Source organism: Desulfurispora sp., assembly GCF_052744395.1.
Genome location: NZ_JBRAJI010000051.1, coordinates 1 through 16,098, shown reverse-complemented (window position 1 = coordinate 16,098; position 16,098 = coordinate 1). Strand labels below are relative to the sequence as shown.

Here is a 16,098-nt window from a genome sequence, read left to right as displayed (position 1 = left end):
AAGTCACCTTTCGCCGTCCGTTTTTCTGACGTCCGACGTCCGATGACTGACGACCATTTCTTACCCTGCGCTGTTCAGTTTTCAAGGATCGGTTTTACTTTTATGGTTGCCGCTGCTGTTGTTCCGGCAGCGACGCTTTTAATCTTAGCACATTTTATGCTGCCCTGGCAAGTGTTTTTTTATGCCAGTTTTGTTTGCTTCTTGCTTCACCCGGCTGCGCTGCTGCGCTGCTGAGCGCCGGGAGTTCTTATGTTAGCATACCGTGCGTTACCTTGCAACAGGTATCTTGTGGAAAACAAAAACCGGTCAGCCGACCGGTTAGATGATAATACACAGTACCCCACCGTTGCCGTCGTTAACAATGCGTTGCAGGGTTTCTTGCAGCTTAACCTGTACATTTTCCGGCATACGGTGCAGTTTATTCTGGATTCCCTCACGCACCAGGTCGTGAAGCGATTTGCCGAAGATTTCCGAGGACCAGATCTTCTGCGGATTTTCTTCAAATTCGTTGAGCATGTACCGGACCAGCTCTTCACACTGCTTTTCCGTGCCAATGATAGGGGTAATCTCGGTGGTTATATTGGCCCGAATGATGTGCAAAGAGGGAGCACTGGCTTTTAACTTGACTCCAAAACGGTTGCCCTGGCGAATCAGTTCGGGTTCTTCCAGGTTCATCTCGTCCAGGCGGGGGGTAACCACACCATAACCCGTTTCCCGTACCTCGGCCAGTGCCGAGGCCACTTTGTCATATTCTTGTTTGGCTACAGCCAGTTCCCGAACAATGCTGAACAATTCGTGTTCGCCGTGTATGGACAGACCGGTTTCTTCGCTCAGAACCCGGTAGAACAGATCTGGTCTGGCTACTATATGGATATCCGCCCGGCCTGTGCCCATATCCATGTGCTGCAACTGAACTTTTTCAATAAAGTCATAATCGCTCAGATTCTCCACCGCATGGTCGATGTCCCGCAGGCGACGGATATGCCGCACGGTATCCTGTACGGCCTGGTCGAATTTTTCCCGCAGCCAGTGGCGGCGCTCCAGTTCCTCGACCCAGCGGGGCAGGGCAATAGTCACTTCGTTAACCGGAAATTCGTAGAGGGCTTTTTCCAGAATATAGAGAACATCCTGATGACTCATTTCCGCACAGTCCACCGGTATTACGGGTACATCGTAGCGACTACTCAGATCCTCGGCCAGCTCAAGTGTTTCTGTGGCCTGTGGCTTGATGGTGTTGAGCAGGACGATGAAGGGACGGTTGATATCTTTAAGTTCTTCAATGACCCTTTCCTCGGCATCCAGATAGTTCTGGCGGGGAATGTCGGTGATTGTCCCGTCGGTGGTTACAACCAGACCAATGGTAGAGTGTTCCGAAATAACTTTGCGCGTGCCGATCTCAGCTGCTTCCTGAAAGGGAATGGGCTCTTCAAACCAGGGCGTGTGCACCATGCGCGGGCCGTCTTCTTCCTCGTAACCCAGGGCACCTTCTACCCGGTAGCCGACACAATCCACCAGGCGCATCCTTACCTTCAGGCTGGGACTGACTGTAATTTCTACCGCTTCATTGGGGACGAATTTGGGTTCCGTGGTCATAATGGTTCGGCCGCCGCCGCTTTGGGGCAGCTCATCCCGGGCTCTTTCCCGATCATGGGGATTCTTGATATTGGGCAGGACCAGAAGTTCCATAAACCGCTTGATAAAGGTGGATTTTCCGGTTCTGACACCACCGCTGACTCCCAGGTAAATGTCGCCGCCGGTTCGTTCGGCAATATCCCGGAAAATATCCAGTTTATTCATGCACACTCCCTCCTTACAAAAAATAAAATTGCAACCTGGCCTCACTGTTACCGCCGCAGTTATGAGGCCAGTTTTGTTCCATGCTTGTTTACTGGCATACATTAACAATACATTTATATGTGTTACGCTCTTTTTTATGCTTTATCCACCGGCCGGGCCGGTTATTTTTTTTTTGTTGCCAAAGGAGGAAAAATGCCCCGCTCTGTCGAACACATCAATATGTAACAACAAGTTGTCAGTCAAAATTATGAAGGAAATGTCAATTTCATTTATGAAAGGTTGTTGTGCTTCATGCCTTGTTTGATAAAACGATTGTTTACCAAAAGAGTGCGGTACGGCCTGCTGATAACGCTTATCGCCGGGAGCATGCTGTGCCCGTGGTCTCAGTCTGTTCAGGCCCAAACGCGGAGCAATGCTCCCACTGCTACCCAGAGCAAAGTTGCCAGCAAGGTCACGGCCGCAAAGGTCGCAGCAGCAAAAAAGACTGTCTCTAAACCTAAAGGAGCAACTGCTGCCAAGAAAGGTCCAGTCGTGGTTAAAAAAGTGGCGCAGCCGGCGGCGGGTATGATTGTGCCGGTCTCTCGTTCATCCGGTTCAGATGAGCGGGACGTCCTGAAAACAGCTTATTCATATTTGGGCACACCATATGTCTATGGTGGTGCCGCTCCGTCCGGATTTGACTGTTCGGGATTTGTTCGTTATATCTTTTCGCTCTACGGTATAGACCTGCCCCATAACGCAGCGGCCCAGGCCTCTTGCGGAAAGGCAGTGGACAGGTCCTCACTGCAGCCCGGTGACATTGTCCTGTTCGGTTATTACGGCAGCAAAAGCATCAACCACTCCGGTATATATGCAGGGGATGGCAAATTCGTTCATGCTTCTTCTTCGGCCAGGGGAGTGGTGGTATCTTCTTTGACCAGCGGTTATTATGCCGAAAACTACAAGGGGGCCAGACGTGTTTTAAGATAGTTACTCGATTGCTTAATGATGCGCAGAGCGGCTCTGTACTGTGAATAAAAAAGACCTGTCGCCAGCCGATCCCGGCGGACAGGTCTTTTTTGCGGTTTAATTGGCGGATCTAAGCCCCCTGTTCATTTTACCGGCGGGTAACTATTTTTCCAACCGGTCAATACCAGCGTCCAGATATGACCTGGCCAGATAAGTATAGGCCAGGGCGCTTTGTTCTACCCAGTTCAGGGCTTCGCCCGATATTTCTTTTTTGGGTACGGCTGGTGCCCCGGCGGCCAGATGGCGGGGTGGAATCTGCCCTCCGGTGGAAACCACACTGCCGGCGGCCAGCATGGCCTTTTCTCCCACTACAGCGTGATCCAGCACCACTGCATTCATGCCTATGACTGCCCCATCTCCTATTTTGCAGTTGTGCAACACGGCACCGTGGGCTACGGTTACATTGCTGCCGATCACGGTTTCGCCGCCCGGCAGAACGTGCACTACCACGTTGTCCTGTACACTGCTCTGCCGTCCTACCCGGATCTGTCCGAAATCACCTCGCAGTACGGCACCAAACCAGATGCTGGCACCTTCCTCCACCACCACATTGCCAATCAACGTAGCGGTGGGAGCAATAAAAACATTGGCGCCAATCTGCGGCGTTTTGTCGCCGTATGGTATCAGCGGCATATGTTCGCCCCCTTTTTAGTTACATTTCACGGCATTCCGCCGGAAAGATCTGCTGGACGAAAGTCCTGTCAGAATCACCCGGGTGCAACTAAAAAACAAAACGCTCCAGAGCAACTTCTTCAATTTCGTTGCGGCGCCCTCTGCCCATCAGGGTCTCTACTGCCTGACGCGGGCAGGCACCGGTAAAAAGCACATTGTACATTTGTTCTGTTATGGGCATTTCTACACCTACCTGCCGGGATAGCTGGTAGGCGACCTTTGTGGTTCTCACTCCCTCCACTACCATGCGCACTTCGGTCAGGGCTTCGGTCAGGCTTTTGCCCTGCCCGATGGCCATACCGGCCCGGCGGTTACGGCTGTGCTGGCTGGTGCAGGTGACGATTAAATCGCCCAATCCGGTCAGGCCGGCAAAGGTAAGTGGGTTGGCTCCCAGCTTCACACCCAGACGGGTAATCTCGGCCAGTCCTCTGGTCATCAAGGCGGCCTTGGTGTTGTCGCCCAATCCCAACCCGTCAGCGATACCGGTTCCCAGGGCGATGACATTTTTCAACGCTCCGCCCAGTTCTACCCCCGTCAGGTCGGGGTTGGTATAAACCCTCAGGCTGCCGGACAAAAGGATGTCCTGGGCCCAACTGGCAGATTCCAGGCTTGTCGACGCTGTTACAATGGCCGTAGGGATACTCCGTCCGACCTCTTCGGCATGGCTGGGTCCGGAGAGTGCTACATAGCAATCCAGATAATGTTCACCCAGGATCGCGGCAAATACCCGGGACAGGCGCAGGCAGGAGCCTTCTTCCAGTCCTTTGGCTACGTTGATCACCAAACTGTTGTGGTTGATATTATCTTTAATCGCTGAGATAATTTTCCGAAAGGTGTGGGACGGGGTGGCGCAGACAATTACCCGGGTGCCTTGCAGAGTTTCGTTTAACTGTGTGTATATTTCTATATTTTCTGGTAACTTAACGCCTGGCAGGTAGCGGCTATTGGATCTAAAATCCTGCATTTCCCGGGCCTGCTCCTGGTTCCTACACCACAGCCGGACCGTCAGACCCTTGCGGGCCAGATGTACGGCCAGTGCGGTACCCCAGCTTCCGGCGCCGATGATCGATACTATTGAGGTAGACAATTTAATTCCTCCACAATACCTGAATTTACTGGAGATTTAATTTCTGGTTGTACAATTGTTCTTTATTTTATAGGTTACTTTATTTCTTACGGAAGCTTACTTTAAATTCCTGACCGCTGGCAATGCGTCGCAGGTTGGGAATGTGTTTGTAAATGGCAATGGTTGCAATGGTCAGTGCAAACAGCAGATATGGCCAGCTGTAGCCATACACCCGGAACAACACGGGCACACTGATGGCTGCGCATACCGAACCCAGGGACACAAAGCGAAAGGCAACCACCACCAGTACAAAAACCAGGACAGCCCACAGGGTGATGAGCGGGGAGAGCATGAGCATTACCCCTAATCCTGTCGCAATGATCTTGCCACCTTTAAATCTCAGATAGATCGACCAGGCATGGCCCACCATGGCGGCCAACCCGGCCATCAGCTCAGTGTAGGGCAGCCCCGTTTTTCTGCCCAGATAGACAGCCAGCGCCCCTTTGGCCGCATCGCCCAGCAGGGCCAGCAGTCCGGGTTGGGCTCCCAGAGTGCGCCAGACGTTGGTGGCACCGATGTTACCGCTGCCATGCTGCCGGATGTCTGTGCCATACAGGCGGGCAACGATATAACCGAAAGGTATTGATCCAATCAAATAGCTGGCCATAATAGCAGCTAAGCGCAGCACTTTATCGCTCTCCCCTGCTACGGAATTTAATTTGGATTGGAGTACCGGTAAAGAGATAGGCCTGGCGCAACTGGTTTTCCAGATACCTCAAGTAGGAAAAATGCACCAGACGGTCGTCATTGACAAACAGAACGAACCGGGGCGGTTTTACGGCTACCTGGGTGGCGTATAGCAGCTTGAGCTTACGTCCTTTGTATGAAGGGGGCGGATTGTGCAAAAACGCTTCCCTCAAGACCGAGTTCAAGTCGGCTGTGGACAGGCGCATGCTCTGATAAGAAGCAACCTGGTTGATCAGGCTTAATATTTTGGAGATGCGCTGACCGGTTAGAGCGGATACAAACAGGATAGGGGCATAATCAACAAAGCCGAGTTCAGCTCTAATTTGCCTGGTATACCGGTCCATGGTCTTATCATCTTTCTCTACGAGATCCCATTTGTTCACCAGCAGAATCAGCCCCCGGCCCTTTTCGTGACCATAACCGATCAGCCGTTTGTCCTGTTCGGTAACACCGCTGGTAGCATCAATTACGGCCAGCACTATATCACAGCGGTCGATGGCTTTGAGGGCCCTGATCACGCTGTATTTTTCTGTTGCTTCCACAATGCGGGCCCGCCTGCGGATACCGGCCGTGTCGATCAGCAGGTAGTTCTGTCCCTCCCGGAAGAAGGCGGTATCTATAGCATCCCGCGTTGTGCCGGGAATATCGCTTACCACTACGCGCTGTTCTCCCAAAATGGCGTTGACCAGAGACGATTTACCCACATTGGGTCGTCCCAGCATGGCAATTTTGATCACATCGGGATCGTCAGCCGCCTCTCCTCCGGCCGGTAATCGCTTGAGAATCTCATCCAGCAGATCTCCGGTGTTCAGCCCTTCCTGCGCGGAAACCGGAAAGGGATCGCCCAGCCCCAGCTGATAAAACTCAAAATAATCGCTGTTCTGGTAGTTTTCCACCTTGTTGGCCACCAATATGACCGGCTTTTCACTGCGACGAATAATTGCCGCCACAGCCTGATCGGCCGGCGTCAGGCCGGCCCGGGCGTCCACCACAAAAAGGATCAGATCAGCTTCGGCAATAGCCAGTTCGGCCTGACGCCGCACATTGCTGATAATCTCACCATCTTCATCATAGTCCAGTCCTCCGGTGTCCACCAGAGTAAAAGGACGGCCGTTCCACTCGGCATCCTTGTACAGCCGGTCCCTGGTTACCCCCGGAACGTCCTCCACTATAGCCACTCTGGCTCCTACCAGCCTGTTAAATAAAGTGGATTTGCCCACATTGGGGCGACCAACCACAGCAACTATTGGTTTACTCATCGCTTTCACCTTTTAGTTCCTTAATGACAGCCACTATTTCACCCGGTGTACCGGCTTTGCGGATGCGAACCGGCAGGCGACTCTGCAGTTCCGTCAGCGTCAGGTTATCCAGAAAGACGTCTTCATCTGGTTTGAGCGCTGCGGCCGGCACCAGCACCAGATCTCCCAGGGTTCTCTTGTGTAGAGCGTTGATAATATCTCCCCCCGTGAGCAGGCCGGCCACTGTGACGGAAGAGCCGAAAAACCGGTTTTCCACGGCACAAATATCCACCTGCAGGTTGGCTATTTGATTTAAATGGTACACCACCGGGAAGAGCACCTTTTCTCCCAGACGGCCTGTAACCAGAGTAACCCGGAAGGGCTTCGGCAAGGTAGCTGGCAGTTCCGGTGCAGCTTCCTCCCAGGCATCGTAAAACAGCCTGGTCAGTCCCACTCCGTTTTCTATCTGAGGAAAGTCGGCGTAGTAGGCGGTTTCCGGGATGGGTTGTCCGGCCAGCAGGTAGAATTCATCGCTGGCAAAGATAAAGGGATAGCCATGGGTTTGTAGAGCCCGGTCTCGCCATCTGTGCACCACCTCCAGCACCTGGGTGGCCTGCGCGGGCGTATATCTCTGAACGTCGGGAAGATTTTGCCGGCAGGCGGTGAGACCCACCGGCACGACAGCTAAAGAAGCTATCCTCGGCCAGAGCGATAGCAGGTCGGACACGGTTCGCTCAAGGTGCGGACCGTCGTTGATGTCCGGACACAGTACAACCTGGGTGTGTATGGTGATGCCGCCGGCGGTAAGATAGACCAAATCATCCATGATGCGGGCGGCGGCCGGTTGGCGCATAATCTGTGCCCGTAGTTCCGGATCGGTGGTATGCACCGACACATAAAGCGGACTGAGCCGCTGCCGGACAATGCGCTGTTTTTCGGCAACCGAAAGGTTGGTCAGGGTGATGAAGTTGCCATAAAGAAAAGAGTGTCGGTAATCGTCGTCCCGCACATACAATGTGGGTCGCATACCGGGTGGCATCTGGGCGACAAAACAAAATATACAATTGTTGCGGCATTTTTTGATGGGCTGCAGTCCTTCACCGGTGAAGGAAAGGCCCAGGTCGTCACCGGGATCCTTTTCTATCTCCAGTTCCCAGATCTGTCCGTCTGGCTTTCGAATAGTCACCTGCACCAGATCATCGGCCATAGCAAAGCGATAATCCAGGATGTCCTGCACCGGTTGATCATTAACGGTCACAACAATATCGCCCGGTGCAATGTCCAGTTCTTCCGCAATACTGCCGCTCTCCACCTGGGAAATGCAAAGTCCTTGCTCCGGCAACGGGGCCATCCTCTCTGCTCATAGTGTTTTACGGATTCTTGCTCCATTATCTATTATTTGCCACAGCAAAGTCAAGCCTGCGCTGGCCATAATCATTGGAGCAGCGGACGGATGTTCTGCGGACAGGGCGGGTTCCTAATGAGCCACCACTATATATGTACCATTTTCCAGGTCGTGTACCATGGCATCCAGGATCCTGCTCAGACTGCGGGCCAGTTTATCCCGATAGACGGGATCGGGAGCAAAAAAAATGGGCGCTCCTCCGGCTACTATCTGCATGTCTGACGTGATGATGGCCAGTATTTTTTTCTGGGCGACCATGTTTTTATCTCCTTTCATTTAGCCGGCTTTTACTTTACCGGCGGGCCATTCGACCGGCCTGGGTAGCCAGCGGTTTGCTCCGGGAACTTTCCAGTACCGGCGTGCGGCGTACAGCCAATAACAGCGCATCCATATCTTTGTGCACAGGCAGGATGAACAACCCTACCTCACCGCTGTCAATATCCTTGCGCGCCAGAGGTGTAAGCTCGGGCATATCGATTTCTTTCTTGGTACCCAGAATCACGGCTGCTGTGTGGGCGATGGCCATGCGCTGCCCCAAATCGTTGATAATGGCTGCGGCGGTAGCACTGCGAGGTACAATGCGCACGGCCAGGGCTTCTTTTAATATTTTTTCCCGCATTTCGGGCAAACCTACATTCATTATATCAATCTGGTCCACCTTGAGCAGGGCACCGTTAAAGTGGACCGTTGCCGGAATAACGTGACAGATCTGCCCGATGGATTTGCCGGTCATATAGATACGGGAAACGACAATGCATCCGGCAGCGGCCAGCAGCCCTCCCGGCAGGTCCCCCCAGTATGTGCAGGCGCTGACCACTACAGCAGTAGCCATGACCAGATAGTTGCGCGCTTCAAAAGTACGGGCAATGCCTTCAATGTAGTCATTGCCCCGCTTGACCATCTCGTTTATTTCCAGGTTCTCCAGCGTGGTACGCTCCATCTGGCGGATCTCGCGAAACTGTTGGGCCGCTAGCGCCAGAAAGGTGACCGCTGTGTAATCCTGCTTGAGTAGGGCTGGTATCAGCACTGCGCCCAGTGCCGAGGCGATCACACCCAGCGAGACGTGTGCCACTACACCGTGGGGATACCCCGGATACTGCCGGTAATCCAGGCGCAAAAGGAGCAGGCGGGATACAGTGCCCGCCAGTGTGCCAACCAGAATAATCTTCAAGAATTCCGGCATTAGATCACCTATAGATTCTTTCGATTGTTCCGGCGCTTGAACAGAGGACCCAGGAAGCCGGTTAGTTCCCGGCTGAAGAAACCGCGCAGACGGTTGCTGGCAGCTCCAAAACTGCCCGTGCTGATAAGCAAAAACGCTCCTCCTCCCAGCACTGCCAGGACCACCAGCCAGATCAGTGAGCGCCAGGTACCGGGGCTGGTGGCAGGACGCGGGGCGCCGACATTACCGGATGGTCCGGCAGTAGCACCCAGCACCACCGGAATGGCATCGGCAAACAGGGCTATACCGCGTTCAGCTTCCTCTTTTGTGTTCAAATGGGTTCCGGCCTCAATCAGTAAAGCAGTGGGCATGAGATCCTGGTTGTAATTCCCTTTAGCCATAAAGATCTCCTTGACAATCTTGGGGTGAACTTTGTTGGCATAGGCCATCATTTTGCGGGCAAAATCCAGATTGGCCTGCATATGCGGGTTCTGCCTGCCCACTACCAAGCGGAGCTGGGCTACCTGCTCCTGGCGAATATTTTTGCGGTAATAGTTAGCATTGGGAATCCCATCCCGGTGGACATCCAGCAGAGCAATGGGGTTTTGTTTCATGAGCCTGGCCGCTGTGCGCCGGGAGCGGTGATAGGCATTGTTGTCGTGCGGATCATGGGGAGTACGGTCGTAATCCACTCTCAGCCGCTCATTTTTGAGCCTGTTCACCAGCGACTGACCTACCTGGTAGATACCCCCTTTAAATGGTATGGCCTCTTTACCGTCGGATGGTACATACGATTCATCGCTGTGGGTATGATAGATACCCACCAGTTTGCCGGCATTGCCTGCAGTTGCGGCTACCGGCAGGGCCATTTGCTCAAACATTTCCTGGTAGGCCAGAAATTGTTTGTCAGCACCCAGATATCTGGCTGAAGCCTGTCGTCCCTGCACCTTTTCCACCCGGTAGTGCTGGCCTTCGGCAGTAATGACTTCGTCGCCCGGGCTGACACCACGGGCGGCCAGTGAGATTACCCGCCCCTGGCCATCTTTGATGGTGATATAATAATCCGAACTGTGTTCACTTATTTCGTTACCGGAAAAAAGCCCCGGCATAATTTTACCCGCCTGCCAGGCTGGCCGGGGGATATCCTGAACCTTTCCGACAGTGTAAAGACCGGCTGCTACAGCCACCAGCGTCAGGAAAACCAGACCGCCGGCGACGCTTTTCTTATTTACTGAGCGCATGCTCCACCCCTCCTTCATTCATGTTTTTCCCCGTCCAGTTCCCGATCCTGTCCCGGCTTGCGCAAAGCCTGCAATAGCTCGGGGGCCCTGTCCCGGGAACTGGGGCCGCCGGCCAGGCGTTCCCTGGTTTCGCCAATTACCTCGGCCAGCAGCAGGGCGAAAAATCCGGCAATCACGATCGCATCAAAGAGTCCGGCGCCTCCCAGAGCAATGCGGGCTGCCGGCGCTCCACTGCGTACCAGCCAGATATAGTGGCCGATCTCGTAAAGCAGTAGTCCCAGTGTCGCAGCGATAAAGGAGCCCCGGCGGGAGCGTCCGGCCAGGTAGCCGACTATTCCTGCTACCAGCGGGTACAGCCAGAGCGCATCCAGTACCTCGAAACGTCCTCCCGGTTCGGGCAGACCGCGCATGGCTACACTGCCCAGCAGATACACTGCAGCACCTACTACCAGAGCGGCCAGCAGTGCCCTGCTACGTTCTCGGCCAGTACCAGCCGTGAAGAGCAGATATCCGGCCAGAGCCACGGGAACAATAAATCCACCTACATTGAGGCTTACCGGATAGCGCCCGCCCGAAATGGGGATGTCGATGAAGCTGCCTACAATCATGGCCGCAATTACCAGCAGAGCACCGCGGTCGGACAGCTTCAGCCGGTCCAGAGCCCGGTGTGCCAGACCGAGAAAGATCAGGGCGGTGATAATGATGAGGATGATCATGCCCACAGGAAATCTGGCCATTACAAAACCTCCTTGTTGGCTTGTGGTTTTTTTTAGACTTCCCGTTCCCCCGCCGGTAATATGCACAATTAGGCGGGGTAGCAAAAAAAAACCCCGCCCAAAAAAAACAGCCCGCTGGCAAGCGGGACTGCACAATACTTCTAACGGCCGTTTGGCCCGGACGTCATTCTATTACTTTTTTTCATCAAAAATATTACCCACAATCTCTCCTATGGTGACATTGCCTTGCTCAGCTGGCTCTGCCGGTTGCTCAGTCTGCTCCTGTTGCTGACGGCTGGCCTGGTTTTCCCGGGGGGCCGGCTGGCGCTTTTCCTGCTCCCGAACCACTTCTCTGATGGACAGGCGAATGCGTTTTTCTTCCGGATTCACGTCCAGGACTTTTACATTAACTTCTTCGCCCTCCCGGACCACATCTTCCGGTTTTTCTACATGACGGGTGGAAAGGTGAGAGATGTGCACCAGACCTTCCACGCCCGGCTCCAGCTGTACAAAGGCACCAAAGGAAGCCAGCCTCATCACTTTTGCCTTTACGATGCTGCCCGGTGGGTATTTCTCGGCTACATTGTCCCAGGGGTTGGGTAAAACCTGCTTGAGTCCCAGGGAAATCTTTTCGTTCTCCCGGTCTACCTTCAGGACCTTCACTTCAATTTCATCGCCCACATTTACCACTTCAGACGGGTGCCCCACTCTATACCAGGCCATTTCCGACACGTGGAGCAGTCCATCCACGCCACCCAGGTCAACAAAGGCCCCGAAACTGGTCAGACGGCGTACGGTGCCGTGCACCACTGCCCCTTCCTGCAGGTTTTCCAGCAGTTCCTGACGCTTTCTGGTGTATTCCTCCTCCAGGACAACCTTGCGGCTAAGCACCACTTTCTTGCGTGCTTTGTTCACTTCGATGACCCGGGCCTGAATTTCCATACCCAGATATTTATTTAAATCTTCCACATAGCCCCTTTCTACCAGGGATGCCGGCAGGAAGGCCCGCACGCCAATGTCCACCAGCAGACCGCCTTTTACCACTTCACGCACGATGCCCGTGACCGTCTCGCCGGTTTGCAGATTTTCCTGCAGTTTGTTCCAAGCCTTTTCGGCATCGGCCCGCTGTTTGGAGAGCATGACCCGGCCTTCGCTGTCTTCTGAGCGCATTACAAAAACATCTATTACATCCCCGACCGATACGATATCCTGCGGGGAATTAACTTCATAGCAGGAAAGTTCTTTCAGAGGAATAAAACCCTCCGATTTAGCACCAATATCCACCAGTACCTCATCATGGCGGATCTGCACAACAGTGCCCGGTACAATTTCTCCGTAGTGGACCGTTCTGACGTCCATGGCTTCTTTCATGTTTTCTTCCGGTGTGCTTTCAGTGACGTTTTCCCGGGGCTGCACGTCCGAGTTTGTTGTGGCTTCGTTTACCATTACTTCTTCACTACCTGTCATTTCGACCAACTCCTTCACGCGTGTTTCTACCTCCTGGATCAGCCAGTCAGGTGTTGAGGCACCAGCCGTAATACCCACCGTACTTTTACCGGCAAACCAGGCCCGGTTCAGCTCGGAGGCTGTTTCCACATGATGGGTTTCCGTGCCGGTCTGGGCGCACATGGTGAACAACTTGCTCGTATTGGCACTGTTCCTGCCACCCACCACCAGCATCAGCTCTACCCGGGAGGCCAGTTGCTTTGCTGCCAGCTGCCTTTCCCGGGTAGCCCGGCAGACCGTATTGGCCAGCCTGAGTTCGCTTACAGCCGGCACCAGGGCTGCCACCACGGCAGCCAGAGTTTGCTGGGGAATGGTAGTCTGAGCCACCACACCCACCCGGGGGGCCGGCTGAATATCGCGTAGCTGTTCGCTATCGGCTACCACCAGAGCCCGATGCTCTGTCCAGGCCACTATGCCCTGTACTTCGGGATGGCTGGCATTGCCTACCACAATCACCTGGTAACCCTGCTGGACCATTTCCTGAGCCTTTTTTTGCACATTGCAGACAAAGGGGCAGGTAGCATCCAGCACGGTAATCTTTCTGGCTGCGGCCGCGGTGAGAACCTCCGGTCCCACACCGTGCGACCTGATTATCAATAAGCTGCCCTCCGGTACCTGATCCAGGCTGTCCACGGCGTGAATGCCCTGATCGGCCAGACGGGCAACCTCTTGCTGATTGTGAATCAGCTGGCCGTATGTGTAAACCGGCCCGCTGTTTTGCCGGGCAGCACCGGTAGCCATTTCAATAGCTCTTTTGACACCAAAACAAAAGCCGGCTTTCTCTGCCCTGATGATCTGCATATTTAGTATTCCCTCAATTCGCTCTGCAAGGCATCAATTTTTTGCATTAACAGACAGCTGAAATCATAGTATGTATCTTTTCCGGCCTGCTTTCTATCGGGAGGAAGGACCGGATGACCGATGTTGACCTTCACCCGGCCGAAATAACCCCGGGTACCGGTTACGGCAACAGGCAGAACCGGCACACCGGTTCGAATGGCCAGCATGGCCGCTCCCTGATGGGGGTCCAGCAGTTCTGCCGTTTTGCTCCGTGTTCCTTCCGGAAAAATCCCCACAACCTCTCCTGCCTGCAGGTACCGCAAAGCGGTCTTTACCGCTGCCAGGTCCCCGCTACCCCGGTGCAGGGGAAAAGCGCCCAGGGCCGTAATAATTTGCTTGAGCAGCGGTACGCGGAAGAGCTCGGCTTTAGCCATGAAAAAGATGCGGCGGTGCAGAGCGCAGCCTACGGCCACGGGATCCAGGTAACTGATGTGATTGCAGATGACCAGCAACCCACCCTCCCCGGGAATGTTGTCCAGGCCCCGTATGCTCCAGCGCCGCACCAGCAGTAGATATAACCGGCAGATGGTCCTGGCCAGGGAATAAAACAACTAATTTACCCCCTTTGCCCGGTCCAGTATAAACTCTACCACTTCATCGATGTTCATTTGGGAGCAATCCAAATACACGGCGTCAGGAGCCGGGCGGAGTGGATCCACTTCCCGGCCAGCATCCATGAGATCGCGCCGGGATATTTCCTCCTCCAGGCGATGCACATCCACCTTTTCACCCCGGGCCGCCAGTTCAGCGGCCCGCCGGGTCGCCCTGATCCGGGGACTGGCTGTCAGATAAATCTTCAGCTCGGCATGTGGTAAGACCCGGGTGCCGATGTCTCTACCCTCCATGACTACGCCCCCGCCGGCCGCCAGCCGGCGTTGCCTCTGTACCATTTCACGGCGCACACCAGGTATCCTGGCCAGCCAGGATACCTGCCTGCTGACCTGCTGGCTGCGGATGGGTAGCGTTACATCCTGTCCATTCACCAGCACCTGTGGGGAACCGTCCTGCGTAGGCAATACCTGGATATCAGCCGTACGGGCCAGCTCCACCAGGGCCGGTTCGTCAGAAAAATCCAGGCCCTCCTGCAGTGCCTGCCAGGTCAGCGCCCGGTACATGGCTCCGGTATCCAGATATCGATAACCCAGACGCGCGGCCACCATGCGGGCCACAGTGCTTTTTCCCGCGCCGGCCGGGCCATCAATGGCTATACAAATTTTTTTCTCCACAACTTCCTCACACCTGTTAGCATTTCACAGCAAAACACCACATTAAGATTCGACAGAAGGGGATAAATTTCCTTTTTCCTTAGAACAAAACAGCTCAAAATTATTGTGCCCGTATAGAATGAAGGATATTTTCAAAGTTTGGAAAAGATATGGCCACGCACTCGGCCTGCCGGACGGTAACCGGGGCGCTGGCCATTAGCCCGGCAATGGCACCGGCCATGGCGATGCGGTGGTCACCGTAACTCTCCAGTTCCGCAGGCTGAAAAGGCCGGTTGGTACCGTAAATGATCATGCCGTTTGCGGTTTCCTGCACTTTAACTCCCAGGTCGGTCAGCAATTTTACTACGGAGGATATGCGATCGCTTTCCTTCACCCGCAGTTCGGCTGCATCCCTGATTACAGAGACTCCGCTGGCCCGGGCCGCCGCAATGGCCAGGGCGGGGATTTCGTCAATCAGACGGGGTATGCTCTCTCCAGCAATGACCACCGCCTGCAGCTGACCCGACTCAACATAGATGTCACCCACCGGCTCCTGACCATACATCCGCATATTGCGAATCTCCAGCCTTGCTCCCATTTGTTGTAGCACGTCCAGTACACCGGTACGGGCCGGGTTTAAGCCCACATCGCGGCAGACCAGGCGCGAACCGGGCAGACAGGCGGCGGCCACCAGAAAGAAAGCGGCGGCCGAAATATCGCCCGGCACGCAGATCTCTCTGCCGACCGGCTGTTGCCCGCCGTTCAGCCGCAGATAATTCCCATCTTTCTGTATGTCCACTTCCATGAACTGGAGCATTCTTTCAGTGTGATCGCGGGTGGGTGCTGGTTCTTCTATTTCCATAGTTCCCCGGCTATAAAGACCGGCCAGCAACAGGGCCGATTTGAGCTGGGCGCTGGCTACCGGCAGGCGATAGCTGATGGCTCTTAAGTTTCCGCCCTGCACAGCCAGGGGAGCGCGGTCGGCAGATTGACGGCCGGCAATGTGCGCCCCCATTTGCACCAGAGGTTTAACCACACGCTGCATGGGCCTTTGCCGCAGCGATTCATCACCGGTCAGTACGGAAAAAAATTGCTGTCCGCTCAGCAGGCCCAGCAGCAGACGAATGGTGGTGCCGGAGTTGCCGGCATCCAGCACTTGCCCGGGCTCCTGCAGACCGTGCAACTCTCGCCCCTCCACCAGAACAGTCCGATACTGGTCGGAGGAATGTATTTTTACCCCCAGCTGCTCCAGACATTGCCAGGTCGAAAAACAATCCCGGGCGGGCAGGAAATTTTTAACCACGGTTTGTCCCCGGGCAATAGCGCCCAGCATCAAAGCCCGGTGGGAGATGGATTTGTCGCCCGGCAGCTGTACTGAGCCAGCCAGAGCAGATACGGGACTTACTTGCATAGGACACCTCTCTCCGTATGATCATTTTAATAAACCTGGATCCGTGATACCATCTCACCAATAACCATTTTCAGGCATAATCTG

At 54.5% G+C, this 16,098-nt stretch carries 16 protein-coding genes; 2 read left to right on the top strand and 14 right to left on the bottom strand.

The genetic code is table 11. The features are described 5' to 3' along the window. The coding region (locus ACUVTU_RS11730; RefSeq protein ID WP_445890147.1) for a hypothetical protein at positions 1 to 234 on the top strand (234 nt) is incomplete at its 5' end. Positions 235 to 318: 84 nt separating this feature from the next. Here ACUVTU_RS11730 and spoIVA read toward each other — a convergent pair. After that, positions 319 to 1,797, bottom strand: coding sequence for a stage IV sporulation protein A (gene spoIVA / locus ACUVTU_RS11725; protein ID WP_445890146.1), 1,479 nt, complete (start codon positions 1,795 to 1,797; stop codon positions 319 to 321). A 531-nt stretch (positions 1,798 to 2,328) separates the two neighbouring features. Between spoIVA and ACUVTU_RS11720 the strand changes: the two genes are divergently transcribed. Further along, on the top strand, positions 2,329 to 2,766 hold the full coding sequence (locus ACUVTU_RS11720) for a C40 family peptidase (RefSeq protein WP_445890145.1): 438 nt from the start codon (positions 2,329 to 2,331) through the stop codon (positions 2,764 to 2,766). Between the two features lie 141 nt (positions 2,767 to 2,907). On the opposite strand, the gene ACUVTU_RS11715 is transcribed toward ACUVTU_RS11720, so the two are convergent. The 13 genes from ACUVTU_RS11715 to aroA form a co-directional block, all read right to left on the bottom strand. After that, entirely contained in the window at positions 2,908 to 3,438 is a 531-nt protein-coding gene (locus ACUVTU_RS11715) for a gamma carbonic anhydrase family protein (RefSeq protein WP_445890144.1), read from the bottom strand. 88 nt (positions 3,439 to 3,526) lie between these two features. After that, complete coding sequence (locus tag ACUVTU_RS11710; RefSeq protein ID WP_445890143.1) at positions 3,527 to 4,564, bottom strand: NAD(P)H-dependent glycerol-3-phosphate dehydrogenase; 1,038 nt, start codon at positions 4,562 to 4,564, stop codon at positions 3,527 to 3,529. Positions 4,565 to 4,643: 79 nt separating this feature from the next. Beyond that, positions 4,644 to 5,231: a glycerol-3-phosphate 1-O-acyltransferase PlsY gene (plsY, locus tag ACUVTU_RS11705; RefSeq protein ID WP_445890142.1), complete on the bottom strand. Its 588-nt coding sequence runs from the start codon at positions 5,229 to 5,231 to the stop codon at positions 4,644 to 4,646. 1 nt (position 5,232) lies between these two features. Beyond that, a complete protein-coding gene (gene der / locus ACUVTU_RS11700; RefSeq protein ID WP_445890141.1) occupies positions 5,233 to 6,549 on the bottom strand; it encodes a ribosome biogenesis GTPase Der in 1,317 nt (438 codons plus the stop codon). Then, entirely contained in the window at positions 6,542 to 7,879 is a 1,338-nt protein-coding gene (locus ACUVTU_RS11695; protein WP_445890140.1) for a DUF512 domain-containing protein, read from the bottom strand. The genes der and ACUVTU_RS11695 overlap by 8 nt, the downstream gene beginning before the upstream one ends. Positions 7,880 to 8,005: 126 nt before the next feature. Next, positions 8,006 to 8,191: a capping complex subunit for YIEGIA gene (locus ACUVTU_RS11690; protein ID WP_445890139.1), complete on the bottom strand. Its 186-nt coding sequence runs from the start codon at positions 8,189 to 8,191 to the stop codon at positions 8,006 to 8,008. 34 nt (positions 8,192 to 8,225) lie between these two features. Next, positions 8,226 to 9,116, bottom strand: coding sequence for a YIEGIA family protein (locus ACUVTU_RS11685; protein WP_445890138.1), 891 nt, complete (start codon positions 9,114 to 9,116; stop codon positions 8,226 to 8,228). Between the two features lie 8 nt (positions 9,117 to 9,124). Then, positions 9,125 to 10,336, bottom strand: a complete 1,212-nt coding sequence (spoIIP, locus tag ACUVTU_RS11680; protein WP_445890137.1) for a stage II sporulation protein P — start codon at positions 10,334 to 10,336, stop codon at positions 9,125 to 9,127. A gap of 14 nt (positions 10,337 to 10,350) precedes the next feature. Then, positions 10,351 to 11,073, bottom strand: coding sequence for a DUF1614 domain-containing protein (locus tag ACUVTU_RS11675; protein WP_445890136.1), 723 nt, complete (start codon positions 11,071 to 11,073; stop codon positions 10,351 to 10,353). Between the two features lie 171 nt (positions 11,074 to 11,244). Continuing rightward, entirely contained in the window at positions 11,245 to 13,359 is a 2,115-nt protein-coding gene (locus tag ACUVTU_RS11670) for a bifunctional 4-hydroxy-3-methylbut-2-enyl diphosphate reductase/30S ribosomal protein S1 (protein ID WP_445890135.1), read from the bottom strand. 2 nt (positions 13,360 to 13,361) lie between these two features. Then, entirely contained in the window at positions 13,362 to 13,949 is a 588-nt protein-coding gene (locus ACUVTU_RS11665; protein WP_445890134.1) for a lysophospholipid acyltransferase family protein, read from the bottom strand. Then, positions 13,950 to 14,624 carry a (d)CMP kinase gene (cmk, locus tag ACUVTU_RS11660; RefSeq protein ID WP_445890133.1) on the bottom strand — a complete coding sequence of 225 codons (675 nt, stop codon included), beginning with the start codon at positions 14,622 to 14,624 and terminating at the stop codon, positions 13,950 to 13,952. A gap of 100 nt (positions 14,625 to 14,724) precedes the next feature. After that, on the bottom strand, positions 14,725 to 16,014 hold the full coding sequence (gene aroA / locus ACUVTU_RS11655) for a 3-phosphoshikimate 1-carboxyvinyltransferase (RefSeq protein ID WP_445890132.1): 1,290 nt from the start codon (positions 16,012 to 16,014) through the stop codon (positions 14,725 to 14,727). Between the last annotated feature and the right edge of the window lie 84 nt (positions 16,015 to 16,098).

Coding starts and splice junctions, on each gene's coding strand:
- ACUVTU_RS11685 (WP_445890138.1), bottom strand. CDS start 9,116: ATGCCGGAATTCTTGAAGATTATTCTGGTTGGCACACTGGCGGGCACT.
- ACUVTU_RS11670 (WP_445890135.1), bottom strand. CDS start 13,359: ATGCAGATCATCAGGGCAGAGAAAGCCGGCTTTTGTTTTGGTGTCAAA.
- ACUVTU_RS11675 (WP_445890136.1), bottom strand. CDS start 11,073: ATGGCCAGATTTCCTGTGGGCATGATCATCCTCATCATTATCACCGCC.
- ACUVTU_RS11695 (WP_445890140.1), bottom strand. CDS start 7,879: ATGGCCCCGTTGCCGGAGCAAGGACTTTGCATTTCCCAGGTGGAGAGC.
- aroA (WP_445890132.1), bottom strand. CDS start 16,014: ATGCAAGTAAGTCCCGTATCTGCTCTGGCTGGCTCAGTACAGCTGCCG.
- spoIIP (WP_445890137.1), bottom strand. CDS start 10,336: ATGCGCTCAGTAAATAAGAAAAGCGTCGCCGGCGGTCTGGTTTTCCTG.
- der (WP_445890141.1), bottom strand. CDS start 6,549: ATGAGTAAACCAATAGTTGCTGTGGTTGGTCGCCCCAATGTGGGCAAA.
- ACUVTU_RS11690 (WP_445890139.1), bottom strand. CDS start 8,191: ATGGTCGCCCAGAAAAAAATACTGGCCATCATCACGTCAGACATGCAG.
- spoIVA (WP_445890146.1), bottom strand. CDS start 1,797: ATGAATAAACTGGATATTTTCCGGGATATTGCCGAACGAACCGGCGGC.
- ACUVTU_RS11715 (WP_445890144.1), bottom strand. CDS start 3,438: ATGCCGCTGATACCATACGGCGACAAAACGCCGCAGATTGGCGCCAAT.